Source organism: Amycolatopsis rifamycinica, assembly GCF_000695625.1.
Classification (GTDB): Bacteria; Actinomycetota; Actinomycetes; order Mycobacteriales; family Pseudonocardiaceae; genus Amycolatopsis; species Amycolatopsis rifamycinica.
Map to the genome: position 1 here is coordinate 88,802 of NZ_JMQI01000054.1, position 23,403 is coordinate 112,204.

At 71.6% G+C, this 23,403-nt stretch carries 24 protein-coding genes; 16 read left to right on the top strand and 8 right to left on the bottom strand.

From position 1 onward, the window contains the following. Positions 1 to 118: 118 nt before the first annotated feature. The 6 genes from DV20_RS25470 to DV20_RS45050 all read left to right on the top strand — a co-directional run bounded on the left by DV20_RS25470 (position 119) and on the right by DV20_RS45050 (position 8,325). Positions 119 to 1,828: a DUF2207 domain-containing protein gene (locus tag DV20_RS25470; RefSeq protein WP_043784504.1), complete on the top strand. Its 1,710-nt coding sequence runs from the start codon at positions 119 to 121 to the stop codon at positions 1,826 to 1,828. A 2-nt stretch (positions 1,829 to 1,830) separates the two neighbouring features. After that, positions 1,831 to 3,402 carry a DUF2207 family protein gene (locus tag DV20_RS25475; RefSeq protein ID WP_043784409.1) on the top strand — a complete coding sequence of 524 codons (1,572 nt, stop codon included), beginning with the start codon at positions 1,831 to 1,833 and terminating at the stop codon, positions 3,400 to 3,402. A gap of 9 nt (positions 3,403 to 3,411) precedes the next feature. Then, positions 3,412 to 4,704: a M16 family metallopeptidase gene (locus tag DV20_RS25480; RefSeq protein ID WP_043784411.1), complete on the top strand. Its 1,293-nt coding sequence runs from the start codon at positions 3,412 to 3,414 to the stop codon at positions 4,702 to 4,704. Further along, entirely contained in the window at positions 4,701 to 6,080 is a 1,380-nt protein-coding gene (locus DV20_RS25485; protein WP_043784413.1) for a M16 family metallopeptidase, read from the top strand. Before DV20_RS25480 ends, DV20_RS25485 begins: the two co-directional genes overlap by 4 nt. Continuing rightward, positions 6,080 to 7,096 carry an NAD(+) diphosphatase gene (gene nudC, locus DV20_RS25490; RefSeq protein ID WP_043784416.1) on the top strand — a complete coding sequence of 339 codons (1,017 nt, stop codon included), beginning with the start codon at positions 6,080 to 6,082 and terminating at the stop codon, positions 7,094 to 7,096. The genes DV20_RS25485 and nudC overlap by 1 nt, the downstream gene beginning before the upstream one ends. A 209-nt stretch (positions 7,097 to 7,305) precedes the next feature. Beyond that, complete coding sequence (locus DV20_RS45050; RefSeq protein ID WP_152603755.1) at positions 7,306 to 8,325, top strand: hypothetical protein; 1,020 nt, start codon at positions 7,306 to 7,308, stop codon at positions 8,323 to 8,325. Positions 8,326 to 8,391: 66 nt separating this feature from the next. Here DV20_RS45050 and DV20_RS45605 read toward each other — a convergent pair whose 3' ends face one another. Continuing rightward, positions 8,392 to 8,535 (bottom strand): hypothetical protein, encoded by a 144-nt coding sequence (locus DV20_RS45605; protein ID WP_160169754.1) that lies wholly within the window; start codon positions 8,533 to 8,535, stop codon positions 8,392 to 8,394. A gap of 225 nt (positions 8,536 to 8,760) precedes the next feature. Between DV20_RS45605 and DV20_RS25500 the strand changes: the two genes are divergently transcribed. From DV20_RS25500 to DV20_RS25525, 6 genes are read left to right on the top strand one after another with little or no spacing between them, the layout of a single operon-like run. Next, on the top strand, positions 8,761 to 9,972 hold the full coding sequence (locus tag DV20_RS25500) for an ROK family transcriptional regulator (protein ID WP_043784421.1): 1,212 nt from the start codon (positions 8,761 to 8,763) through the stop codon (positions 9,970 to 9,972). A gap of 11 nt (positions 9,973 to 9,983) precedes the next feature. Next, positions 9,984 to 11,342 (top strand): extracellular solute-binding protein, encoded by a 1,359-nt coding sequence (locus DV20_RS25505; RefSeq protein WP_043784423.1) that lies wholly within the window; start codon positions 9,984 to 9,986, stop codon positions 11,340 to 11,342. After that, positions 11,339 to 12,328 (top strand): carbohydrate ABC transporter permease, encoded by a 990-nt coding sequence (locus DV20_RS25510; protein WP_051736116.1) that lies wholly within the window; start codon positions 11,339 to 11,341, stop codon positions 12,326 to 12,328. Before DV20_RS25505 ends, DV20_RS25510 begins: the two co-directional genes overlap by 4 nt. Then, entirely contained in the window at positions 12,325 to 13,215 is an 891-nt protein-coding gene (locus DV20_RS25515; RefSeq protein WP_043784425.1) for a carbohydrate ABC transporter permease, read from the top strand. Before DV20_RS25510 ends, DV20_RS25515 begins: the two co-directional genes overlap by 4 nt. Further along, positions 13,212 to 14,477 (top strand): 6-phospho-beta-glucosidase, encoded by a 1,266-nt coding sequence (locus tag DV20_RS25520; RefSeq protein ID WP_043784427.1) that lies wholly within the window; start codon positions 13,212 to 13,214, stop codon positions 14,475 to 14,477. Before DV20_RS25515 ends, DV20_RS25520 begins: the two co-directional genes overlap by 4 nt. Beyond that, a complete protein-coding gene (locus DV20_RS25525) occupies positions 14,474 to 15,442 on the top strand; it encodes an N-acetylglucosamine kinase (protein WP_043784510.1) in 969 nt (322 codons plus the stop codon). Before DV20_RS25520 ends, DV20_RS25525 begins: the two co-directional genes overlap by 4 nt. Before the next feature lie 54 nt (positions 15,443 to 15,496). On the opposite strand, the gene DV20_RS25530 is transcribed toward DV20_RS25525, so the two are convergent. The 4 genes from DV20_RS25530 to DV20_RS25545 form a co-directional block, all read right to left on the bottom strand. After that, positions 15,497 to 16,003 (bottom strand): SRPBCC domain-containing protein, encoded by a 507-nt coding sequence (locus DV20_RS25530; protein WP_043784429.1) that lies wholly within the window; start codon positions 16,001 to 16,003, stop codon positions 15,497 to 15,499. Further along, positions 16,000 to 16,323, bottom strand: a complete 324-nt coding sequence (locus DV20_RS25535; protein WP_043784431.1) for an ArsR/SmtB family transcription factor — start codon at positions 16,321 to 16,323, stop codon at positions 16,000 to 16,002. The genes DV20_RS25530 and DV20_RS25535 overlap by 4 nt, the downstream gene beginning before the upstream one ends. 86 nt (positions 16,324 to 16,409) lie before the next feature. Beyond that, entirely contained in the window at positions 16,410 to 17,777 is a 1,368-nt protein-coding gene (locus DV20_RS25540) for a GntT/GntP/DsdX family permease (protein WP_043784433.1), read from the bottom strand. Then, a complete protein-coding gene (locus tag DV20_RS25545; protein WP_043784435.1) occupies positions 17,774 to 18,271 on the bottom strand; it encodes a gluconokinase in 498 nt (165 codons plus the stop codon). Before DV20_RS25545 ends, DV20_RS25540 begins: the two co-directional genes overlap by 4 nt. Before the next feature lie 102 nt (positions 18,272 to 18,373). On the opposite strand from DV20_RS25545, the gene DV20_RS25550 reads away from it, so the two are divergent. Together DV20_RS25550 and DV20_RS25555 are read left to right on the top strand one after the other, a co-directional pair. Continuing rightward, a complete protein-coding gene (locus DV20_RS25550) occupies positions 18,374 to 19,078 on the top strand; it encodes a FadR/GntR family transcriptional regulator (protein WP_043784438.1) in 705 nt (234 codons plus the stop codon). 41 nt (positions 19,079 to 19,119) lie between these two features. Next, positions 19,120 to 20,007, top strand: coding sequence for a cobalamin biosynthesis protein CobD/CbiB (locus DV20_RS25555; RefSeq protein WP_043784440.1), 888 nt, complete (start codon positions 19,120 to 19,122; stop codon positions 20,005 to 20,007). Positions 20,008 to 20,049: 42 nt separating this feature from the next. Here the strand turns inward: DV20_RS25555 and DV20_RS25560 are convergent, their stop codons facing one another. From DV20_RS25560 to DV20_RS25570, 3 genes are read right to left on the bottom strand one after another with little or no spacing between them, the layout of a single operon-like run. Next, a complete protein-coding gene (locus DV20_RS25560) occupies positions 20,050 to 20,670 on the bottom strand; it encodes an FMN-binding negative transcriptional regulator (protein WP_043784442.1) in 621 nt (206 codons plus the stop codon). Positions 20,671 to 20,720: 50 nt separating this feature from the next. Then, on the bottom strand, positions 20,721 to 21,563 hold the full coding sequence (locus DV20_RS25565; RefSeq protein WP_043784444.1) for an SURF1 family cytochrome oxidase biogenesis protein: 843 nt from the start codon (positions 21,561 to 21,563) through the stop codon (positions 20,721 to 20,723). A gap of 49 nt (positions 21,564 to 21,612) precedes the next feature. Then, the gene (locus tag DV20_RS25570; protein WP_043784446.1) at positions 21,613 to 22,074 is read right to left on the bottom strand and encodes a low molecular weight protein-tyrosine-phosphatase; all 462 of its coding nucleotides are present in this window, start codon (positions 22,072 to 22,074) and stop codon (positions 21,613 to 21,615) included. 288 nt (positions 22,075 to 22,362) lie between these two features. Between DV20_RS25570 and DV20_RS47035 the strand changes: the two genes are divergently transcribed. Continuing rightward, positions 22,363 to 22,491, top strand: coding sequence for a hypothetical protein (locus DV20_RS47035; protein ID WP_268747440.1), 129 nt, complete (start codon positions 22,363 to 22,365; stop codon positions 22,489 to 22,491). Positions 22,492 to 22,564: 73 nt separating this feature from the next. Then, positions 22,565 to 23,395, top strand: a complete 831-nt coding sequence (locus DV20_RS25575) for a Nif3-like dinuclear metal center hexameric protein (RefSeq protein ID WP_043784448.1) — start codon at positions 22,565 to 22,567, stop codon at positions 23,393 to 23,395. The last annotated feature ends 8 nt before the right edge of the window (positions 23,396 to 23,403 follow it).

The following is a 23,403-nucleotide window of genomic DNA, read 5'->3' on the forward strand; positions in this document are numbered from 1 at the left end:
TGCGTCATCGAGTGGAACCCCCCGTGTGTTTTCCCCGTCGGAAGCGGCGTACCTGCGGTGATCTCGCCGTTCCGGGCGTCAGCATAGATCGAGTGCTCTAGGGTGTGGTGCTGTGTCGATGAAATGGGGGACCGCCGCCGCGATCGCCGTCGCGGCCGTGCTGGCCGCCGGCGGTCCTGCTGCCGCGCAGGGTCCTTCCGCCGGGCCCGTGCTGCCGAACCTGCCCGCCGACCAGGTCAAGAAACCGCAGCTGCTCACCGGGCAGGACGTCCGGCCCCCCGAGGGCACCACCGCCGACGTCGCCCTCAAAGTCCTGCGGGACGGCACCCTCTCCGTCACCGAACACGTCACCGTCCCCGGCGGGCAGCGGCTCGTCTCGCGCGTTCCGCTCAAGGTCCCCGCGAGCGACGACCAGGACCGCGTCTTCGCCGTCCGCGACGTCAAGACCGAAGGCGCCGCCACCGGTGAGCTCACCGGCGACCAGCTCGTCCTCACCTTCACCGGCGGCGCCGGCAGCGTCACCTACACCGTCGACGGCGCCGTCGCCGACCAGAACGGCCGCCAGCAGGCCCGCTGGCAGGTCGCGAGCGGCTTCGACACCCCGCTGGCCAAGCTCACCGCGTCCTTCATCGCCCCGGCGCCGCAACTGTCCCCTGTGGACTGTTTCGCCGGTCCCGTCGGCTCGAACCAGCGCTGCACCCTCGCCGAGCTCGACCACGCCGGCGTCGTCCGCCTGGAACAGAACGACGTCCGACCCGGCGACCGCGTCGACCTCCTCGTCGGCCTGCCCGCCGGCACCGTCCCGGCCACCGCGAAGTTCGCCGACGTCGGCCTGTTCGCCAACGCCTTCGCCCTCACCCCGCCGACCGGGATCGCCTTCGCCGTCCTGCTCGCCTTCCTCGTCGTGGCCGCCGTCTTCGTGTGGCGGCGCCGCAGGCAGGACGCCGGCGCGCTGCGCACCGCCGTCGGGCCGGTCGAGGTCCTCCTGCGCGACGGCGACCGCGTCTTCTTCGCCAGCCCCGACGGGGTGCTGCCCGGCCAGGTCGGCACGGTCGTCGACGAGACCGTCGACGTCGTCGACATCAGCGCCACCGTCGTCGACCTCGCCGTCCGCAACTACCTGTGGCTGGCGGAAGTGCCGGGACCGGACTGGCAGATCTCCCGCCGCAACCCGCCGGACGAGCACCTCCACGACTTCGAGCGCGCGGTCTGCGAAACCCTCCTGCCGCCGGGCACCGACTCCGTGCTCGTGTCGCAGCTGCGGGCCCGCGGCGGCCTCGACCTGCGCCGGATCAGCGACGCGATGTACGCCGACGTCGTCACCAAGCGCTGGTTCTCCCGCCGCCCGGACACCGCCCGCGGCCGGCTGACCTGGCTGGGCGCCGGCGTCTTCACGCTCGGGCTCGTCGCCACCGCGGTGCTCACCTTCACCGCCGGGTACGCCCTGCTCGGCGTCGCCGTCGCGCTGGCCGGGCTGGCGGTCGTCGCGGTGGCCGCGCTGCTGCCGTCCCGCACCGCCCGCGGCCGGGCCCTGGCCGGCCAGGTCCGCGGCCTGCTCGACTACCTGCACACGGCTCGGCCCGAGGACATCCCGCCCGCCGACCGCGAACTCGTGTTCTCCCGCTCGCTGCCGTACGCGGTCGTCTTGGGCGACACCGAACGCTGGCTCGGCGCCTTCGCCGCGCTCAACCCGTCGGCCGACGGCTCGGCCGGGCTGTACTGGTACGGCGGCATGGAGACCGAACCCGACCTGCGCCGCTTCGGCGCGCGCTTCCCGTCGTTCCTGACCGCGCTCGACGGCGTCCTCACCGCCGCCGCGGCCCGCTGACCGTGCTCGCCGGGGCCCTCCTGGCGCTCGCACTGGCCGCCGGCCCCGCGGACCAGCCGCCCCTGCCCACCGTGCCGCAGAGCGCGGAGATCCAGCTCAAGGTCCAGCGCGACGGCTCGCTCTCGGTCGTCGAAGCCATCTCGGTCCCCGACGGCGGCACGATGGACCGCCGGGTGGCGCTGCGGGTGGCGGCGCCGCACCACCGCGACCGCGTCTACGGCGTCCGCGACGTCGTCCTGGAAGGCCGCGGGACGGCGAGCGTGGCCGACGACGCCTTCACCGTCCACCTCACCTCCGGCACGTCGATCGTCCGGTACACAGTGGACGGTGCGGTGGCCGGCGATCGGGTCACCTGGGAGCTGGCCGGCGGCTGGACCGCCGACCTGAAGTTCCTCCGCGCCTCCTTCGCGGCGCCGAAGATCCCCACCGCCGTCGACTGCCTCGTCGGCGACCTCCCCTGCGCGGCCGCGCAGATCGACCACGCCGGGCTGACCCGGTTCAGCCAGCAGAACCTCGCCGCGGGGCAGCGGATGACGGCGACCGTCGAGCTGCCCGCGGGCACCGTGCCCGCCAACGAGGTCCTGGTCCCGGCGAAGACGATCGCCGGCGCGTTCGTGCTCACCACGCCCGTCAGCTGGGCCTGGGCGGCCTTCGCCGCCCTTCTCCTGGCCCTCAGCACCTGGGTCGCCCTCGCCCGCCGACGGCACTTTCACGTGAAAGTGCCCTCCCCAGGTTGGCACTTTCACGTGAAAGTGCCCGGCGGCGGGTTCGCCTCGCCCGAGGGCGTGCTGCCCGGCCACACCGGTCTCCTCCTGCGCGGCCGGGCCGGGCCGCTCGACCTGGCCGCGACCGTGCTCGACCTCGCCGTCCGCAACTACCTCTGGGTGAGCGACGACGGGACCCGGCTGACCCGCCGCAACCCCGCCGACGAGCACCTGTCGCCCTTCGAACGTGCGGTCTTCGATGCCGTCCTGCCGGAGGAGACGGTGACGCTCGCCGAACTGCGGCAGCGGCACGTCGAAGTCCCCCGCGCCGAGCTGGCGGCCGACCTCGTCCGGCGCGGCTGGTTCGCGACGCGGCGGCTCCGCCGGGCCGGCGTCCGGATCGCCTGCTACGGCGGGTTCCTCACCGTCCTGCTGGCCTTCACCGTCGGGTACGCCCAGCTCGGCGTGGTCCTCGCGCTGGCCGGGGTCGCCGCCGTCGCCGCTTCGGCCGCCTTGCCCGCGCGGCGGCGGGCGGGCGCCGAGGTCGCGCACCGGCTCCGCGGCGTCGTCGCCACCCGGGCCAAGGACCTGGACAAGCCGCAACGCGAGCTGGTCTTCTCCCGCGGCCTGCCCTACGCGCTCGCTCTGGGCGAACTGGCGTCCTGGGTGGCCGCGTTCGACGGCCTCAAGCACCCGCCGACGGTCTACTGGCATGCCGGCGACATCACCCCTGACCAGGCGGGATGCTTCGCGACGGCGCTGGCGGGCACGTTCGCCGCCGCGCGCCGCGGCCGGCTCCTCGACGAGGCCGCCCGGGTCACTCCTTCTCAGCAGCCAGTCGGGACGCAGGCGACCGCCCGGCCGTCGTAGGGTGGGGCCATGGCCGATCCCGAGCTCGTCCGATACACCCTCGACAACGGTCTGCGCGTGGTTCTCGCCCCCGACGCGACCGCGCCGGTGGTCGGCGTCAGCGTGCACTACGACGTGGGTTTCCGTTCCGAGCCGGAGGGGCGCACCGGTTTCGCCCACCTCTTCGAGCACCTGATGTTCCAGGGCTCCGAGAGCCTGGAGAAACTCGCGCACTTCCGGCACGTGCAGTCCAGCGGCGGGACCTTCAACGGGTCCACCCACCCGGACTACACCGACTACTTCGAGGTGCTCCCGAGCGCCGCCCTCGAGCGCGCGCTGTTCCTCGAAGCCGACCGCATGCGCGCGCCCAAGCTGACGGCGGAGAACCTGGCGAACCAGATCGACGTCGTCAAGGAGGAGATCCGGCTCAACGTGCTGAACCGGCCGTACGGCGGGTTCCCGTGGATCACCCTGCCGCCGGTGCTCTACTCGACGTTCCCCAACGCGCACAACGGCTACGGCGGCTTCGAGGACCTCGAGAGCGCCACGGTCGAAGACTGCGCGGCGTTCTTCGACACCTACTACTCGCCGGCGAACGCCGTCCTCACCGTGGCGGGCGACTTCGAGGTGGGCAACGCCAAGAAGCTGATCGAGGACCACTTCGGCGACGTCCCGCACCGGCCGGCGCCGCAGCGGCCGTCGTTCGCCGAGCCGCTGCCGACCACCGAGCTGCGCGGCGAGGTCGAGGACGCGCACGCCCCGCTGCCCGCGCTGGGCATCGGCTACCGGATGCCGGACCCGATCAACGACGTCGACGCCTACCTGGCCTACCTCGTGCTGGCCGGCGTGCTCACCGACGGCGACGGCTCCCGCCTGCAGCAGCGGCTGGTGCACCGCGAGCCCCTGGTCGTCGACATCGGCGCCGGCGCCGGGCTGTTCGGCCCGTTCGAGGCCCGCGACCCCGACACGTTCACCATCACCCTCATCCACCCGCACGAGGTGCCCCGCGAGCGCGTGCTCGCCGCGCTCGACGACGAGCTGGAGAAGCTCGCCGAGACCCCGCCGAGCGAGGAAGAGCTGCGCAAGGTCACCGCCCGCTGGACGGCGAGCCTGCACTCGGAGCACGACAGGCTGGTGTCCCGGACCCTGGCCCTCGGCTCGTTCGAGCTGCTCTACGGCGACGCGTCGCTGGTGTACCGGCTCGCGGACCGGATGTCCGCCGTCACCGCGGAAGCCGTGTCGGCGGCGGCGAAGGCGCTGCGCCCGGACGCGCGCGCCGTGCTGGTGGTCAAGCCCGCTTCGGAAGGGAACAACGAGCAGTGACTTCAGCAACGCACCGCAGCGCCGACGAGATCGGCCGCACCGAGCGGGGGCCGCGGCCGCTGCCGCCGCTCGGCGAGCAGCGGGCCGCCGCCGACCTGTCCCATGTGGACACGACGCTGGCCAACGGCCTGCGCGTGCTGGCCGTGCGCAAGGCGACCGTGCCGATGGTCGAGGCTCGCCTCTGGATCCCGTTCGCGGGCGAAGACGCCCTGCACCCGGCGACCGCCGAGGTGCTCGCCGAAACGATCCTGACGGGCACCGCCCGCCGCAACCGCATCGAGATCGACACCGAGCTGGCGCTCATCGGCGGCGACATCGGCGCCGGCGTCGACCCGGAACGCCTGGTGTTCACCGGGTCCGCGCTGGCCGACAAGCTGCCGACGTTCCTCGACGTCCTCGGCGACGTCCTCACCGGGGCGACCTACGCCGACGAGGAGATCGCCCGCGAGAAGGAGCGGCTGGTCGAGCGGATCGCCGTTTCGCGGACGCAGCCGCGCACGATCGCGCGGGAGGCGCTGCAGAAGCACCGCTACGGCGACCACCCGGCGACCCGCGAGGTCCCGAAGGCCGAGGACGTCGCCGTCGTGACGCCGGAGCAGGTGCGGGCGCTGCACCGGGCGTCGGTGTTGCCGCGGGGTTCGGTCCTGGTGCTGGTCGGCGACCTCGACGCCGACGGTGTCATCGACGAGCTGGAGAAGGTGCTCGGCGGCTGGGCGTCGGACCGCTCCGCCGTGCGGCTGCCGCCGCTGCCGGACCTGACCGGGCCGAGCGTGCGGCTGGTGCCGCGCGCGGGCGCGGTGCAGTCGCAGATCCGGCTCTCGGCGCAGGCCGTCCCGCGCACCGACCCGGGGTACGCCGCGCTGCAGCTGGCGAACCTGGCCTACGGCGGGTACTTCTCGTCGCGGCTGGTCGAGAACATCCGGGAGAACAAGGGGTACACGTACTCCGCGCACTCCGGTTTCGAGTTCACCGACGGCACCGCGGTGGTCAACGTCGACGCGGACACCGCGACCGACGCGACGGCCCCGGCGCTGCTGGAGACCCGCTACGAGCTCGGCCGCCTCGGCCAGGTCCCGCCGTCGGGCGACGAGCTGGAGTCGGTGCGGCAGTACGCGATCGGTTCGCTGCTGACGTCGACGTCGTCGCAGTCCGGGCTGGCGGGTCAGGTGCTGGCGCTGGCGTCGACCGGGCTGGGCCTGGAGTGGCTGAACGAGCACCCGGCGCGGGTGGCCGAGGTGACGGCCGACGAGGTGGCCGAAGCGGCGCTGAAGTACTTCGCGCCCAAGCGGTTCACGGGCGTGGTGGTCGGCGACGCGGCGGTCCTGGAACGCAAGCTCCTGGCGCTCGGCGACGTCGTCGTGGGCGAGCCGGCCTGATGTCCGTCCCGTTCACCCTCGGTGCGCTGCCGACGCTGTCGCGGTCCACAGTGGACCGTCAGGAACAGTTGCGCACCAACCCCGCGCGGCTGGTGTCGCGCTGGGCCGACGCCCGGGTCGTCCTCCTGGACGACACCGGGCGCACCCCGGTCGCCGAGGGTTCGTCGGTGCTGGCGTTCCGCAAGGCGATCGACTTCGGCGCGTCGCCCCCGGCGGACGCGGTGTTCCTCGGCGAGTGGCAGGGCGTCGACTACTGGTCGCTGCCAGGCGGGCCGTCGGGTTCGGCCGACACGGTGAAGATGGCGGGCAGCTGGGGTTTCGTCGAGGAGGTCCCCCGCGCGGACGGCGAGATCTGGGTCGAGCTGCGCGGGTACGGCGACCTGCTGGACGACACGTCGGCGGGCCTGTTCACGACGGCGCAGGCGTTGCGGAACTGGCGCCGCCAGGCGAAGTTCTGCACGCGCTGCGGTCACCCGACGGAGCTGATCCAGTTCGGCTGGGCGAGCAAGTGCACGAACGACGGCCGCGAGGAGTACCCCCGCACGGACCCGGCGGTGATCTGCCTGGTCCATTCGCGGGAGGGGACGAACGGCTCGCACGTCCTGCTGGCGCGTCAGCCGATCTGGCCGGCGGGCCGGTATTCGGTGCTGGCCGGCTTCGTCGAGGCGGGCGAGTCGCTCGAGGCGTGCGTGGTCCGCGAGATCCGCGAAGAGGTGGGCGCGTCGGTGTCCGACGTGCGGTACCTCGGCAGCCAGCCGTGGCCGTTCCCCCGGTCGATCATGCTGGGCTTCACGGCCCGGGCGGACCGGTCGTTGCCCCTGGTCCCGGCGGACGGCGAGATCGAAGAGGCGCTGTGGGTGTCGCGGGCCGAGGTGCGCGCGGCGTTCGAGAACAGCTCTCACGCCGAAGGGGCCCGCCCGACCCCGATCGCGAACGGCGCGGCGGAGATCATCCTGCCGGGGAACTCGTCCATCGCCCGCGTGATGCTCAAGGCCTGGGCGGACGCGGAGGAGTGACCGCGGGGGTGTGCCGTGTCGGGGCACCCCCGCTTTCACCCGATCGCCCGCCGCACTTTGATATCCCTGCGACGCAAGTGGTGTCGGGGATTTCTGAGGCGAAACCTCGTTACTGACGGCAATTCGGTGACTACCAGCGTGGCGGTATGTCGGTCGACTACCGGCTCGGAAGATCGATCCGGGTGGGTTGTCGAACGAGGAGCCAGCCGATGGCGTCGACCGGTAAACATCCGGGCAATTGTGAGAAGGCCAAGGGCCACGTTTGCCGGTGCGGCAATTGCGGGGGTTCGCAACACGGCTGGGGAGGCTGGGTCGGGCTCGCTCGCGAACCGGAACAGGTTCGCGTCGAGCGGCGGAGCTCGATCCTCGGGAAGCTGGCTGAGCGGTGGTCCGCGAAACGTGGGGCGAAGCTCGGGAAACGAGCCGACGAAACGATCATGGACCTCGTTCGGGTCGACTGCACCGTGTGGCTCGCGCGGGAGAGGGACGGATGGGTTGCTCTCCCCGGGCAGCGCCGGGGAACGGAGACTGTCGCGGACGGCCCCTGCAAAGGTCGACCGTCTCCGGCGAGGAACGACGTCCGCGGCGAGCCGGCGGATGAACTGCCGCCGGCCGACGCGGGTCGCGAGCCGTCCTCCGAGGCAGCCCCGGATCGGCCCGGTGCGCTGGATCAGGTGAACGCCTTCGCGCGGGCGATGACCGAGGAGATCTGGCAGGACATCGTCGCCGAACTTCCGGGGACTCCGGAGGAGATCCGGCGGATCCGGCTGCAGTTGGCCGATCATGGCTGGTGCGACCTGTTCATCGGAGTCGTGCGGGTACTGGAAAAGTTCGGCAAGGCGTTCGACGAGATTCCCGATCGGGCGAAGAACATCATCGTCAAGACGATCCGGCGGTCGAGCCGGGGGGACAAGCGACCGGCGCTCACCAAGTTCGTGGTGAACTTGGTCGTGGACAAGGCCTGGGCGGCGTTCAACGCCGCCCTGATCGCGCACTCGCCGATTTTCGGCGTGCTGACCAACGAGGAATTGCTGCGAAACCTCCGGATGATCGCGCTCTTCATCTGCCCGGCGCCGGAGAGGCACGAAGAAGTGCGGAAGCACGCCCTCGAGCCCTTGACCGACGACGTTCAGGGCTATGTCTCCGACGCAGCGAAGGAGTGGCTGGCGAAGCAGTTCGGGTTGCGACCGGCCGGTGAAATCCCCGCGGCACGGGAGACTCCTGCGTAAGCAACCGGGGGCGTTGCGTCGATGCACCGGCCGCCGGGACTCGACCGCCGCCGCGATCCGCGGCCTTCACCGCAGGTCGCCGAGCTCCGTCACCGAGCGATTCGGCTTGCCCGTGAAATCCGCCGGCCCGCCGTTGCGCACCGTGGCCGCCGGACCGTCCCTGGACCGCTTGGTCCAGGTGGTCCGCACCCGCTGTGCCACGACATCCACAAGGACCAGTGTCCCCGCCGGTGCAACGCGATAACCGGGCCGGGAGGACCGGCGCCACTCGTTCACCGGTGTTTCCACCAGGTGGCCCAGCGCCGCCCCAAGCGTTACCTCGCCGTTTCAAGAGACCGTTGACGGCTGTGCCGCGGCTCACTACAGTCCCCGGAAACCGTCTGTAAAGTATCCTAATTAAGCCCGGAGGAACGAGTGCGAGCCGGTAGCCCGCGGATGCTGCGCGAGATCAACGATCGCGCCGCCATCGAGGTCCTCCTGCGGGAGGGTCCTCTGACGCGGGCCGAACTCGAGCTCGCCATCGGGTTGTCCAAGCCCGCCACCGCGCAGCTGCTCACCCGGCTCGAACAGGACGCCCTCGTCGTCAAGGCCGGTGTGCGGGGTGGGGGCCGCGGGCCGCGGGCGCAGCTCTGGGCGGCCAACGGCAGCCTCGCCTTCGTCGCCGCCGTCGATCTCACGCCGCATCAAGCCGACTTCGTCGTCGCCGATGTCGCCGGGGTCGTGCTCGCCGAGTACCGGACGCCGCTGCCCGTGCACGCCGGTGCCGACGTCGTCGGGACCTTCGGCGAAGCCCTCCAGAAGGTCGCCGGAGAAGCCGGGATCCAGCGTGAAGACCTGGCCCACGTCGTGATCGGCGCGCAGGGGGCGTTCGATCCGCGGACCGGCCTGCTCTCCTCCGCGCCGCACATCCCCGGCTGGCTCGGCTTCGACGTCCCGCAGAAGCTGTCCGACGAACTCGGCGTCGACGTCCTCATCGAAAACGACGTCAACCTCGTCGCCGTCGAGGAGATGACCGTCGGGATGGCCCAGGACGTCGACGACTTCGTCATGGTCTGGCTGTCCGAAGGCGTCGGCGGCGCCGTCGTCATCGGGCGGCGGCTGCTGCGCGGGGCCACCGGCGGGGGCGGGGAGATCGACTGGATGCGCGTGCCCGATCCGGCCACGGTGGACACCGGTGACGTCTGGCCCGAAGCCGGCGCCCGGTTCGGCAACCTGGTCGACTCGCCCGCCATCTGCCGGCTCGCCGCCGCCCACGGCATCGAAGCCGGAACCGCGTGGGAAGCCGTGGAGAAAGCCGGGAAAGGCCACCCCTTCCTCGACGATCTCGCCAGAAGGGTCGCCGGTGGCGTCGCCAACCTCGTCGCCGTCGCCGACCCGCAGCTCGTGCTCCTCTGCGGCGACACCAGCCGGGCCGGCGGCGAGGAGTTCGCCGCGCTCGTCCAGGAGAAGCTGCACGAACTCGTCCTGCCGCGCACGCCCGTCGGCTGCGCTTCCGTGCAGGGCAACGCCGTTCGCGCGGGCGCGCTCCAGTCGGCGCTCGCCACCACCCGTGAGGACGTCTTCGGCGTCGTCACCCCCACGCTCCTCGGGTCGCGCAGGCCCGAGGGCGACAGCACCCGTCCCCGATCGACCAGCCCCGACCGATGAGGAGGAGGGCCATGCCCCCGACCACCCGGACCCGCCGTGGCGCACTGCTGGTGGCCGCCGCCGCGGCGTCCGTCCTGCTGACCAGCGCCTGTTCCGGCGCCGCCGCCCCGAGCGGCGGCGACCCGGCCGCCGCGCCCGGCAAAGACGACAAGCTCACGCTCACCGTGTATTCCAAGTTCACCGACCGCGAGTACGGCGTGGTCACCGCGGGCCTGAACAAGCTCAAGGCGAAGTTCCCGAACATCGAGATCAAGCACGAGGGCAACCAGGACGACGACAAGCTGACGCAGTCGATCCGCGGCGGCAATCCACCGGACGTCGCGATCTCCTTCTACACCGACAACCTCGGTGCCTGGTGCTCCACCGGGAGCTTCCAGGACCTCAAGCCCTACATCGACCGCGACAAGATCGACCTGACCCAGATCCCGGAAGCGGTCCGCAACTACACCGAGTACCAGGGCAAGCGGTGCGCGATGCCGATGCTCGCCGACGTCTACGGGCTCTACTACAACAAGGACCTGTTCGCGGCGAAGGGCATCACCTCGCCGCCGAAGACGACCTCGGAGCTGTTCGAGGCGGCCAAGAAGCTCACCGAGTTCAACCCGGACGGCTCGATCAAGGTCGCCGGCTTCCTGCCCTCGATGCCGTTCTACGCCAACCAGGCCCAGTACTGGGCGCCCAACTTCGGCGCGCCCTTCCTCGGCCCGGACGGCAAGTCGGACCTCGCCGCCAACCCCGGCTGGAAGGCGATGTTCGAGTTCCAGAAGAAGCTGATCGACTTCCTCGGCGGCCACGACAAGGTCGAGCAGTTCAAGGCCGGCCTCGGCGACGAGTACTCCGCCGACAACGGCTTCCACAAGGGCAAGCTGGCGATGATCTACGACGGCGAGTTCCGCACCGCGTTCCTCAAGGACCAGGCGCCGAACGTCAACTACGGCACCGCGCCGGCGCCGGTGCTCGACACCATGGCCGACCACTACGGCGGCGGCTTCACCACCGGCACGATCATCGCGATCCCCAAGGGCGCCAAGAACCCGGGCGCCGCGTGGGAGCTGATCAAGCAGGTCACCCTGGACACCGACACCCTGGTGGACATGGCCAACGGCCTGAAGAACGTGCCCAGCACCAAGGCGTCGCTCACCTCGCCGCGCCTGGACCTGCAGCCGCAGTTCAAGACGTTCCTCGACATCTACGACAGCGGCAAGCTGGTCGCCAACCAGACCACCCCGATCGGTGACGCGCACCTCAAGGCGGTCAACGACTTCGCCGAGAAGTGGCAGGCCGGTTCGGTGCCGGACCTGACCGAAGGGCTCAAGAAGGTCGACGCGCAGATCGACGACGAACTGAAGCAGAAGGGCGCGGGCGGATGACCACGCTCGTCGCCAAGACCGACGGTTCCCCGTCCGCACCGGTCAAGGTGCGGGCGGGGGCCCGCCGGGCCAAGCGCCGCCGGACCGTCCTGTTCTTCATGGCCCCGGCGTTCCTCGGGTTCCTCATCTTCTTCGGCTACCCGCTGATCGCCACGGTCTACTACTCCTTCACCCGCTACGACCTGATCAACCCGCCGCAGTTCATCGGCTTCGACAACTACGTCCGGATGTTCACCACCGAGCCGCTGGTCGGCACGGCCGCGTACAACACGCTCTGGCTGGTGGTCGTGCTGACGGTCTGCCGGGTGGTGTTCTCCCTCGGCATCGCGTCGGTGATCTCGCGGCTCAAGTCGGGCGTCGGGCTGGTCCGGACGCTGTGCTACCTGCCGACGCTGGCCCCGCCCGCGGCGGCCACGCTGGCGTTCGTCTTCGTGTTCAACCCGGAGTTCGGCCCGGTCAACCGGTTCCTGCGGCTGGTCGGCATCGACGGCGGCCTCTGGTTCAACAGCCCGGCCATGTCGAAGCCCGCGCTGACGCTGCTGGCGCTGTGGGGCTCCGGCGAGCTGATGATCATCATCCTGGCCGCGCTGCTGGACGTCCCCACCGAGCAGTACGAAGCGGCCGAGCTGGACGGCGCCGGCCCGATCCGCCGGTTCTGGCACGTGACGCTGCCGTCGATCTCACCGGTGCTGCTGTTCGGCGTGGTCAACTCGATCATCTACGCGCTGCAGTTCTTCACCCAGGCGATCGTGGCGGCCTCCGCCAGCGCGGGCACCGCGGACGTCGCCGGCAACTCGAAGCTCATCGGCGCGCCGCAAAACTCGACGCTGACCTACCCGATCTGGCTGTACGTCCAGGGCTTCCGCTACTTCAACATGGGCTACGCGGCGGCGATGGCCGTCCTGTTGTTCATCGTGAGCTCCGGCTTCACCTGGATTCTCGTGCGACAGCTCCGGAAGTCCCAGCACCAGGAGGAGGGGGCATGACCGCACTGGCCGAAGCGCCGCAGAAAGCGGCGGGCGTGCCGCCGAGGACCAGGTTCAAGCGCACCTGGGACAAGCGGCTGGGCTTCATCGCCACCCACGCGATCGGCATCGCGCTCGGCGTGATCTTCATGCTGCCGCTGCTGTTCGTCTTCCTCACCGCGGTGATGAAGAGCGACCAGGCGATGACGGCGAGCCTGTGGCCGTCCGAATGGCACTTCGAGAACTTCGTCGAGGTGTTCCAGAAGGCGCCGCTGCTCGAATACTTCGGCAACAGCCTGCTGTATTCGGCGCTGGCGACGGCGGGCGCGCTGCTTTCGGCGATCCCGGCGGCGTACGCGCTGGCGAAACTGCGGTGGCGCGGGCAGAACCTGTTCTTCATGCTGACCGTGGCGGCGATGCTGCTGCCGCCGCAGGTGACGGTCGTCCCGCTGTACGACCTGTGGGTCCGGATGGGCCTCACCGGCACGCTGGTCCCGCTGATCGTGCCGTACTTCTTCTTCGACGCCTTTTCGATCTTCCTGCTCCGGCAGTTCTTCTTGACGATTCCGAAGGACTACCTCGAAGCGGCGAAGATCGACGGCTGCAACGAGTTCCAGGCGATGTACCGCGTGCTCATCCCGATGGCCAAGCCCGGGATCGCGGCCACCGCCATGTTCTGCTTCCTGTTCACCTGGAACGACTACTTCGGGCCGCTGCTCTACACCGGTGAGAACCAGGACCACTGGCCGCTGTCGCTGGCCATCGCGTCCTTCCGCGGGATGCACCACGTCGAGTGGAACATGACGATGGCGGCGACCGCGCTGATCATGGCGCCGGTGATCGTGCTGTTCGTGTTCGCGCAGAAGTCGTTCGTCAAGGGCATCACGTTCACGGGGGTCAAGGGATGAAGCTGGCAGTCGTCGGTGGCGGGTCCACCTACACGCCGGAGCTGATCGACGGGATCGCCGGCCGCCGGTCCACTTTGGACGTCGACGAGATCGTGCTGGTCGACCCGGACGCCTACCGCGTCGAGGCCGTCGGCGGGTTCAGCAGGCGCCTGCTGTCGCACGCCGGTCACCCCGCGCAGGTCCGGACGACGCAGTCGCTGGAAGAAGGCGTCGACGGCGCTTCCGCGGTGCTGATCCAGCTGCGCGTCGGCGGCCAGCGGGCGCGGCGCTCGGACGAGACGTTCCCGCACGTCTGCGGCTGCGTCGGCCAGGAGACGACCGGCGCGGGGGGCCTCGCGAAGGCGCTGCGCACGGTCCCGGTGGTGCTCGACATCGCCGAGCGCGTCCGCAAGATCGCCGGCGACGACACGTGGATCGTCAACTTCACCAACCCCGTCGGCATCGTCACGCGCGCCCTGCTCAACGAGGGACACCGCGCGGTCGGGCTGTGCAACGTCGCGATCAACCTGCAGCGGCAGTTCGGGCGCCTGCTCGGCGTCGGCGCGGACGACGTCAAGCTCGTCCACACGGGGCTGAACCACTTGAGCTGGGAGCGCGGCGCGCTCGTGGACGGGGTCGACCGGCTCCCCGAACTGCTGGAGGAGCACCTCGGGTACCTCTCGAACGAGGTGAGCGTGCCGGAGAAGTGGCTGCGGCGGCTGAACGTCGTGCCGTCGTACTACCTCAAGTACTTCTACGCGCACGACGAGCAGGTCACCAAGCAGCGCACCGAGCGGCCGCGCGCCGATGTCGTGTCGGACGTCGAGGAAGAACTGCTGAAGATCTACCTCGACCCGGAGCAGGTGACCAAGCCGGAGTCGCTGGAGAAGCGCGGCGGGGCGTACTACTCCGAGGCCGCGGTGCAGCTGGTGCACGCGCTGACCGCGGGCGGCCCGGCCGAGGAGCACGTGGTGAACGTCCGCAACGACGGTACCTTCCCGTTCCTGCCGGACGACGCCGTCATCGAGGCGCGGTCCACTGTGGACTCGTCCGGGGCCACGCCGATTCCGCAGCCACCGGTCGAGCCGAACTTCTCCGGCCTGATCGCGGCGACGACGGCGTATGAGTTCCTCGCGCTGGAGGCGGCGGTGAAGGGCGGCCGTGACCGTGTCGCCGACGCCCTGCTGGCGCACCCGCTGGTCGGCCAGTACACGAAGGCCGACACGCTCGCCGATTCGCTCGTGCAGATCAACCGCGAGTACCTGCCGTGGGCGCGCGGATGAAGCCCGCGGTCATCGCGATCGACGGCGGCAACAGCAAGACCGAGGTCCTGGTGGTCTCGGAGGACGGCGTGGTGCTGGGCAAGTCGAGGGGCCCCGGCGCGTCGCCGCAGAACATCGGCGTCGCGGCTTGCGTCACGGCGCTGGAAGGTCTTGTGCTGGAGGCGTATCCGGAGTTCGGGACCCGGCCGGACGCGGTGCACACCTCCGCGTACCTCGCCGGGCTCGACTTCCCGCGCGAGGAAGAGGCGCTGCACGCGGCGCTGTCCGCGCGCGGGTGGAGCGACACCCTGACCGTCGGCAACGACACCCTCGCGCTGCTGCGGGCGGGCAGCGCGGGGGTCGGTGTCGCGGTCGTCTGCGGCGCCGGGATCAACGGCGCCGGTGTCGGCCCCGACGGCCGCGTGCACCGCTTTCCCGCGCTGGGCAAGATCTCCGGCGACTGGGGCGGCGGCTACCGGCTCGGCGAGGAGGCGCTGTGGTGGGCCGTGCGCGCCGAGGACGGCCGCGGTCCGCGGACCGCCCTGATGCCGGCGGTGGCGGCGTACTTCGGGAAGCCGACCCTGCTGGACGTGGTGCAGGGCCTGCACTTCGAGGAGATCGACCCGGCGTCGATCCACGGCCTCTGCCCGCTGCTGTTCGAGGTCGCGGCGGCGGGGGACGAGGTCGCGCAGGACATCGTGACGCGGTTCGTCGAGGAGGTCAGCGTCTTCGCGGCGGTGATCCTCCGCGAGCTGGACCTGACCGGGGACGCCCCGGAGATCGTCCTCGGCGGCGGCGTCCTGACCGGCGTCGGCGCGCCGGTGATCGCGGAGATCGAAAAGCGGTGCCTGAAGGTGGCGCCGCGCGCGGTGGTCCGCGTCGTCGACGTCAACCCGGTGGTGGGGGCGGCACTGTTCGGACTGGACACGCTGGGTGCGCCGGAGGCCGCGAAGGCGGCGCTCAAGGCGGCGACCCAGCGCGTCTGAAGACTCTGGTGGGGCCCGTCCCGAAGCGGCGCGGGCCGGGCCCCGCCAGACCCCTCACGGCACCAGGACCTCGCCGGTCTCCAGCAGGGACTTGAGGTCCGAGAGCACCCAGGCCCAGCCACCACCGGCGTTCTCGCCCGGGCCGGCGTCGATGTCCTCGTGGACGCCACCGACCATCTCGGCGGTGAGCGGCGCGCCGGTGAGGTCGTGGGTCACGGTCAATCTGGTGCCGGCGGTCTTCGTCGCCTCGATGTCGTAGGTGAGCGTGGTGTAGGGCTCGGCGCCCATCCCTTCGGGGCCCATCAGCAGCTTCCAGGTGACGACGAGCTTGCGCGGCGGATCGACCTCGAGCACTTCGCCCTCGACGAGGTCCCCGGTGAACCCGGCGTCGATGAACTCCTGCGTCGGGCGGGTGCGGTGCTTGCCGCCGACCTCGAGGTCGAAGTCGGCGAGACCGGTGTAGCCGTACTTCCGGGTCCACTCGGGCCGGGTGATGGCCTCCCAGACGCGCTCCGGGGTGGCCTTGATGTAGACGCGGTGGACCTGCACGGTGTTCGTCACGGTTCTTCGCCTTCCAGCTCGGTCTTGAGGTCGAGGAGCGCGGTCACCCGGCGCTCGGTGTACTTGTCGATCCACCGGTCGTGGATCTGGCGGATCGGGACGGGGTTGAGGAAGTGCCGCTTCTCGCGGCCCTCCTTCCGCGCGACGACGAGCCCGGCTTCCTCGAGGAGCTTCAGGTGCTTCATGACGCCGAAGCGCGTCATCGCCACCTGGGTCTCCAGCTCGGTGAGCGTGCGGCCGTCACGCTCGAAGAGCAGGTCGAGCAGGAACCGGCGGGTCGGATCCGCCAGCGCCTTGAACACCAGGTCGTCGTCGGGCACGTCAGCGAGAATAGGTGACCAAAAGGTCACATGTCAACGCGCGAAGAAGGCCGCCACCCGCGGTGGGTGACGGCCTTCGGTCGCGGCTAAACGATCAGCGACAGCGGCAGGATCAGCGCGATCGCCACCACGGAGATGAGCGTCTCCATGACCGACCAGCTCTTCAGCGTCTGGCCGACCGAGAGGCCGAAGTACTCCTTGACCAGCCAGAACCCGGCGTCGTTGACGTGGGAGAAGAAGAGCGAGCCCGCGCCGATCGCCAGCACCAGCAGCGCGCTCTGCGACGGGTCCATGGTCGCCGCCAGCGGCGCGACGATGCCCGCCGCGGAGACGGTCGCGACCGTGGCCGAGCCCGTCGCCAGCCGGATCGCCACCGCGACCAGCCAGCCGAGCAGCAGCGGTGACAGGTTCGCGTCCTTGGCCAACCCGGTGATGACGTCGCCGACGCCGGCGTCGACCAGGGTCTGCTTGAAGCCGCCGCCCGCGCCGACGATCAGGATGATCCCCGCGATCGGGCCGAGCGAGTCGCCGACCACGGTGGACAGCTTGTCCCGGCCGAGCCCGGCCGGGCGGCCGAGCAGCACCATGCCGACCAGCACGGCCGCGAGCAGCGCGATCAGCGGGTCGCCGACGAAGTCCAGGATCTTGCGGGCCTGGTTGTCCTTGGCCAGCAGGATGTCCGAGAGCGCTTTCGCCAGCATGAGCACGACCGGCAGCAGCACCGTCGTGAGCGTCGCGGCGAAGCTGGGGCGAGGCTTGTCGGTGTCGGCGCGTTCCGGAATGAGCCGCTCCGGCGGCGCGGCGTCCGGCACCAGCCGGGCCGCGACCTTGCCGAACAGCGGGCCCGCGACGACCAGTGTCGGGATACCGACGAGCAGGCCGAACGCCAGCGTGACCCCGACGTTCGCGTTCAGCGCGCCGGCCGCGGCGAGCGGGCCGGGGTGCGGCGGGACCAGGCCGTGCAGCACCGAAAGCCCGGCGACCGCGGGAATGCCCAGCAACATCAGCGGTTTCCCGGTGCGCTTGGCCGCGAGCAGCACCACCGGGATCAGCATGACCAGCCCGATCTCGAAGAACATCGGCAGCCCGATCAGGGCCGCGACCAGCGCCATCGCCCACGGGAGCGCGCCACCGCGCGCCCTGCCGAGCACGGTGTCGACGATCTGGTCGGCACCGCCGGAGTCGGCCAGCAGCTTGCCGAGCATCGCGCCGAGGGCGATGAGGATGCCGACGGACGCGACCGTGCTGCCGACCCCGGTCGTGAAGCTCTTCAGGAGCTTGTCGACCGGCATCCCGGCGGTCAGCCCGAGCGTGAGCGAACCGAGCACCAGCGACAGGAACGGGTGCAGCTTCACCTTGGTGATCAGCACGACGATCACCGCGATCGCGACGACCGTCGCGATGATCAGGCGGGTGGAGTGGCCGGTCCAGCCGGCGGCGAGGACGGCGTTCACGCGTGCTCCCGGAAGGCGGCCAGCGCGGCTTCGGTGATCTCTTCCGGCGTGCCGCCGGTGTTGTCGAAGACGGCCCCGGCCTCGTCCGGCTCCAGGGGTTCGAGGTCGGCGAGCTGCGAATCCAGCAGCGACACCGGCATGAAGTGGCCGGTGCGGGACTGCATCCGCTCGGCCAGCTGCGCCCGGTCGCCGTGCAGGTGGGCGAACCAGACGTCGCCGCCGCCGCGCAGGACGTCGCGGTACCGGCGCTTCAGCGCGGACGACGTCACCACGCCGCCGCTGTCCTGGTGCTCCCGGATCCAGCCGGCGATGGCCTCGAGCCAGGGCGCGCGGTCTGCGTCCGTCAGCGGTGTGCCGGCGGTCATCTTGTCGATGTTGGCCTTCGGGTGGAACGTGTCCGCTTCCGCGTATTCGACGCCGAGGGCGTTGGCGAGCGCCGTGCCGATCGTCGTCTTCCCGGAGCCTGACACCCCCATCACCACGATGACGGTCATCCGCACCTCCCACTTCGTTGTGCTCGGGTGAGTGAAACTCAAAAGTACTACTTATTCAAGATGAAGTACTACTTAATCGAATCAGACAGCTAGGTTGACCAGGTGAGACACGAGCAGGTCCTGGATGCCCTCGGAGCGGCGATCGCGAACGGATCCCTGGTCCCGGGCACCGTGCTGCGCTCGGAAGACCTTCAAGAACGCTTCGGCGCTTCCCGGACCGTGGCCCGCGAGGTCGTCCGCGTGCTGGAGACGATGCAGCTGACCAGCAGCAAGCGCCGGGTCGGGGTGATCGTCCGGGAGCCGGCGGAGTGGAACCACTACGACCCGCGGCTGATCCGCTGGCAGCTCGACGGCCCGGCCCGTCCGGCGGCGCTCGCCACGCTGAACGAGCTGCGCTCGGCCATCGAGCCGTGCGCGGCGCGGTTCGCCGCCCTGCGCGCGACGCCGGAGGAGCGCGGCCGCCTGGGCGCGCTCGCGGAGCGGCTGGCGCGGACGGCCCGGGCGCGCGACCTCCCGGCGTTCCTCGAGTTCGACATCACCTTCCACGACCTGCTGCTCACCGCGTCCCGGAACCCGATGTTCGGGCAGCTGTCGGAGGTCGTCGCGGAGGTGCTCACCGGGCGGACCGGGCACGGCCTGATGCCGCCGGAGCCGCAGCCCGAGGCCGTCGCGCTGCACGGGGAGGTGGCCGCGGCGGTGGCCGCCGGGGACGCGGACCGGGCGGAGCGGGCGATGCGCGACATCGTCGTCCAGGCCCGCGACGAGATCGCCGCCCTGGTGGCCGAGGGCGGTCCCGAGGGCGAGTAGCCTCCTGGCGGAACTGGACTTTCTTCCGCCGGGGGGCACGGGTGAGCGCGGCGCGCGCGATCGGACTGGTGTTGGGCGTGGCGGCCGACGGCGCACTCGGCGACCCTCGCCGGCGTCTCCCGGTGACGGCGTTCCGCCGCCTCCCGCACCGCTCGGGCGTCCTGGTCGCGGGCGCGCTCGTCATGGGCGGGGCGTTGCTGGAGCGCGCCGGCCGTGGCCGCCCGCTGGTCCAGGCCTCGGCGACGGCGGTGACGACGTGGGCGGTCCTCGGCGCGGCGGGCTTGGCCCAGCAGGGCACCGAACTGGCCCGCGACCTGGAGGAGTGCCGCTTCGAGCCGGCCAGGGCGACCCTGTCCGAACTGGACCCCCGCGTGGCCGACGGCCTGGGCGCGATCGCGCTGTCCCGCGCCTCGGTGGAGACGCTGGCGGAGAACACCTCCGACGCGGTGGTGGCGCCCTTGGTGTGGGGCGCGCTGGCGGGCGTGCCGGGCTTGCTGGGCGCCCGGGCGGTGAGCCTGCTGCGCCGATCCCGGGTCGGCCGCCGCGGCCACTGGGCGGTGGACCGGGCCGACGAACTGGTCCACCTGGTGCCGACCCGCGTGGCGGCGGCGTTGACGGTGCTGGCGGCCCCGGTCGTCGGCGGTTCGGCGGGCGGGGCGTGGCGGGCCTGGCGCCGGGACACGATCGCCCACCCGAGCCCGAACGCGGGCCGCGTGGAGGCGGCGTTCGCCGGAGCACTGGAGATCCGGGTCGGCGGGCGGACGGTGTACCCGCACGGCGTGCTGGAGCTGCCGGTGCTGGGGGTGGGGCGCAACCCGGACGCCGGACACGTGACGCGCGCGGTGGAGCTGTCGCGGGTGGTCGGCTGGCTCGCGGGGGCGACGGCGGTGGTGGTCGCCGTGGTGACGGGGTTCGGGCGCCGCGGCTGAGGCCGCCGGCGCGGGTGTCTTGACTGACTCAGTCAAGACGGTTCAGCCGCGGCGCCGCAGCTGAGCCAGAGCCTCCTCGTCCAGCGGGCCGCCCCGCTCGGCCAGCCGCGCGCCGATCCGCTCCCGGTCCGCCGCCGTCCGGTTGCCGCCGAACTTGAACTTCGCCCGGACCGCCGTGATCGTGAACTCGATCCCGCGGATCCCCGGCAGCAACCGCCGGTCCGGCGCGTCCTGGGCCGCGCTCACCGGTGCCCGGGCGCCGTCCGGCTCGAAGTGACGCAGCTGCTTGTCCAGCAGCGCCGCCTTCTCCGCCGGCTCGTCGACCAGCCGCACGTCCCCCTCGAGCTGCACCGTCGCGTAGTACGACGTCGGGACGCCGAGAGCCGGGTCGCCGGTCGCGTTCCAGTCCGCGCGGACGTACGTGTAGTCGCCGATCACCGCCAGCAGGGCCCGCGGGTGCTCCTCGAGCAGCGGCCAGATCGGGTTCGGGCGGGCCAGGTGCGTGACGATCGTGTGGTCGCCGTCGAACGCGAAGTGCGCCGGCGTCACCACGGGCAGGTCGCGGCCGGTTCCGCCGGCGATCAGCTGGCCGAAGTCGTGCCCGGCCAGCCATGCGCGCCATTCCGCGTCGGAGGTGGCGGCGTCCCACGGGTGGATCAACATGCCCCGAGTATCGCCACGGCAAGTGGCCTCGTCACAGGGCCAGTTTCGGCCTACTTCTGATGGCCACTTTCGGCTAGCGCGTCTTCGGCCTCGTCTTCGGCGAGGATTTCCGCGACGGACTTCCGGCGCGGAGGCGCCGACGAACCGTCCAGCGCCCCGCCGGGCTTCAGCTCGCGGACCGTGAAGTACAGCCAGCCGAGCAGCGCCATCGCGCCGAAGGCGATCCACTGCAGCGCGTACGACAGGAACGGTCCCGAGTCGGTCTGCGGCAGCGGCAGCGCGCCGAGCACGCCGGGCTGGCCGACGTCGAGCTGGAAGTAACCCGGCCGGATGTCGAGGCCGCCCGCGCGCGCCACCACCCGCGAGTCGACGACGTAGCTCTGCAGCCGTCCGCCGGTCGAGGCGTCGGCGAAGGCGTCGCGGTTCTTCGGGTCCGTCTCGTCCGCGCGCACCCGGGCCGTCACCGAGACGGTCCCCGGCGGCGGCGGGGCGAACGGCAGCGCGGCCGACTTGCTGTCCAGCCGGACGTAGCCGCGGTCGATCAGCACGACCGTGCCGTCGGTGGTCCGCATCGGCGTCAGGACTTCGAAGGCGCCTTCACCCTGGACCGTCCGCAGCCGCGCGATGACCTCCTTGTCCGGCAGGTACCGGCCGGTGATCGAGACGAGGTGCCATTCGGTGTGCGGGCCGGGCACGCTCCCCGGCGGCAGCAGCTGCGCCAGCGGCACGGGTGCGGCGGTGAACGACGTCTCCAGCGCGGCGTTCTGCTGCTCGCGCTCGGCGTTGCGGCTGAACTGCCACGGCGAAAGGAGCGTGAAGCAGCAGACGGCGAAGGTGAACACCACCACCGTCAGAGCCAGCCACCCGGGCCGGAGCAGGAACCGCAACCGCACCCCACCACGGTAGCCCGTGCCGCCGGCCGGCCCGCGCGGGCTGTGACCTCTACCGCGGCGAACGGACCCAATCCAGCAAACCGGGCACCGCGCGCTCGATCATGCCGAGGACGTCTTCGAAGCCTTCGTCGCCGCCGTAGTAGGGGTCCGGGACCTCGGCGCCCTCGGGCGCGGAGGGGTCGAACGACCGCAGCAGCCGCACCTTCGCCGGATCGTCGACCCGCGCGCGCAGGAACTCGAGGTGGCCCTCGTCCGCGGCGAGCAGGAGATCGGCGGCGAGGTCCTCGTCCGACACTTCGGAGGCGACGTGCGCGGTGGGGTAGCCGTGTGCCTTCAGCGTCGCCCGGGCGCGCTTGTCGGCGGGCTCCCCGGCGTGCCACCCCCCGGTGCCGGCACTGCCGACGCGGACGGCGTCCTCGAGACCGGCGTCGGCGAGCTTGGCCCGGAACACCAGCTCGGCCATCGGAGAGCGGCAGATGTTGCCGGAGCAGACGAAGACGATGTGCGTCACGCCCCGAGCGTAACCACCGCCCCACCGGCGGCCCCCGGTGATCACGGGTGATGCCCGCCGGATCACGCGTGATGCCTGCACGATCACGGGTGATGCCCGCCGGCACACGCGGCGGGCCCTGCCGGGGATCCGCGAGTACCGCCGGCCCGTCCGGCGCGCGTCACGCCCCGAGCGTAACCACCGGGTTCACCCCGTCACCCGCCCGCTCGGCGGTATCCGCGGCCCGCGGCGCGCACTTAGCGTCGATCGGGCGAGGACGCGAACCGGAAGGAGAGCGATCATGCACGGGTGCTGCTCGAAGTGCACCGGCCAGGGCTGCGGCTGCTGCGGCAACTGCAACTGATCGGTTCCGGCGCCCGCGGCGGCCTGGTGCCGCCGGGGCGCCCCCGGCCCGCCGGAGTCACCGGCTGCCGGTGACCCGGCCGCCGTCACCGTGACGAGCCAGGACCGAAGGCGCGGGACCCCGGAACGTGCGTGCGAAAATCACCGCGTGTCCGCGCCCTCCGCCATTTCCGAAGTCCTCTCCGTGCTGGAGCGGGCTTACCCGCCCGAGCTCGCCGAGTCGTGGGACGCCGTCGGCCTCGTCTGCGGCGATCCCGCCGAGCCCGTGCGCCGCGTGCTGTTCTGCGTCGACCCGGTCGCCGAGACCGTCGACGAGGCCGTCGAGCTCGGCGCGCAGCTGATCGTCGCGCACCACCCGCTGCTGCTGCGCGGCGTGCACGGCGTGCCCGCCGACACCGCCAAGGGCTCGCTCGTGCACCGGATGATCCGCGCGGGCATCGCCCTCTACTGCGCGCACACCAACGCCGACTCCGCCGACCCCGGTGTCTCCGACGCCCTCGCCCAGGCGATCGGGCTGCGCGTGACCGGTCCGCTGGAGCCGAAGGCCGACGGCGTCACCGGCATCGGCCGCCTCGGCGAACTGCCGGAGCCCGAGCCGTTCGCGGCGTTCGTCCAGCGCGTCGCCGACGCCCTGCCCGCGACCGTGCCCGGTGTGCTCGGGGCGGGCGACCCGGACCGCCTGATCCGCACCGTCGCGGTGTCCGGTGGCGCCGGGGACTCCTACCTCAAGCGGGCCACCGAGACCGGCGTCGACGCCTTCGTCACCGCCGACCTGCGGCATCACCCCGCCGGCGAGCACCTCGCGGGCCGTGGTCCGGTGCCCGCGCTGGTCGGGCTGACCCACTGGGCCAGCGAGTGGCCCTGGTGCGGGCAAGCCTCGGCGCTCGTGGCGCAGGCGTTTGCGGGTAACGTCGACGTTCACGTCTCCACGAGGTGCACCGACCCGTGGAACGTCCGCGCCGAGCGCACATCGATCTAAGAGGAGCA

Excerpts from the sequence above, each read along its gene's own strand:
- DV20_RS25470 (WP_043784504.1), top strand. The coding sequence starts at position 119 with ATGAAATGGGGGACCGCCGCCGCGATCGCCGTCGCGGCCGTGCTGGCC.
- DV20_RS25480 (WP_043784411.1), top strand. The coding sequence starts at position 3,412 with ATGGCCGATCCCGAGCTCGTCCGATACACCCTCGACAACGGTCTGCGC.
- nudC (WP_043784416.1), top strand. The coding sequence starts at position 6,080 with ATGTCCGTCCCGTTCACCCTCGGTGCGCTGCCGACGCTGTCGCGGTCC.
- DV20_RS45050 (WP_152603755.1), top strand. The coding sequence starts at position 7,306 with ATGGCGTCGACCGGTAAACATCCGGGCAATTGTGAGAAGGCCAAGGGC.
- DV20_RS25500 (WP_043784421.1), top strand. The coding sequence starts at position 8,761 with ATGCTGCGCGAGATCAACGATCGCGCCGCCATCGAGGTCCTCCTGCGG.
- DV20_RS25505 (WP_043784423.1), top strand. The coding sequence starts at position 9,984 with ATGCCCCCGACCACCCGGACCCGCCGTGGCGCACTGCTGGTGGCCGCC.
- DV20_RS25510 (WP_051736116.1), top strand. The coding sequence starts at position 11,339 with ATGACCACGCTCGTCGCCAAGACCGACGGTTCCCCGTCCGCACCGGTC.
- DV20_RS25515 (WP_043784425.1), top strand. The coding sequence starts at position 12,325 with ATGACCGCACTGGCCGAAGCGCCGCAGAAAGCGGCGGGCGTGCCGCCG.
- DV20_RS25520 (WP_043784427.1), top strand. The coding sequence starts at position 13,212 with ATGAAGCTGGCAGTCGTCGGTGGCGGGTCCACCTACACGCCGGAGCTG.
- DV20_RS25525 (WP_043784510.1), top strand. The coding sequence starts at position 14,474 with ATGAAGCCCGCGGTCATCGCGATCGACGGCGGCAACAGCAAGACCGAG.
- DV20_RS25545 (WP_043784435.1), bottom strand. The coding sequence starts at position 18,271 with ATGACCGTCATCGTGGTGATGGGGGTGTCAGGCTCCGGGAAGACGACG.
- DV20_RS25560 (WP_043784442.1), bottom strand. The coding sequence starts at position 20,670 with ATGTTGATCCACCCGTGGGACGCCGCCACCTCCGACGCGGAATGGCGC.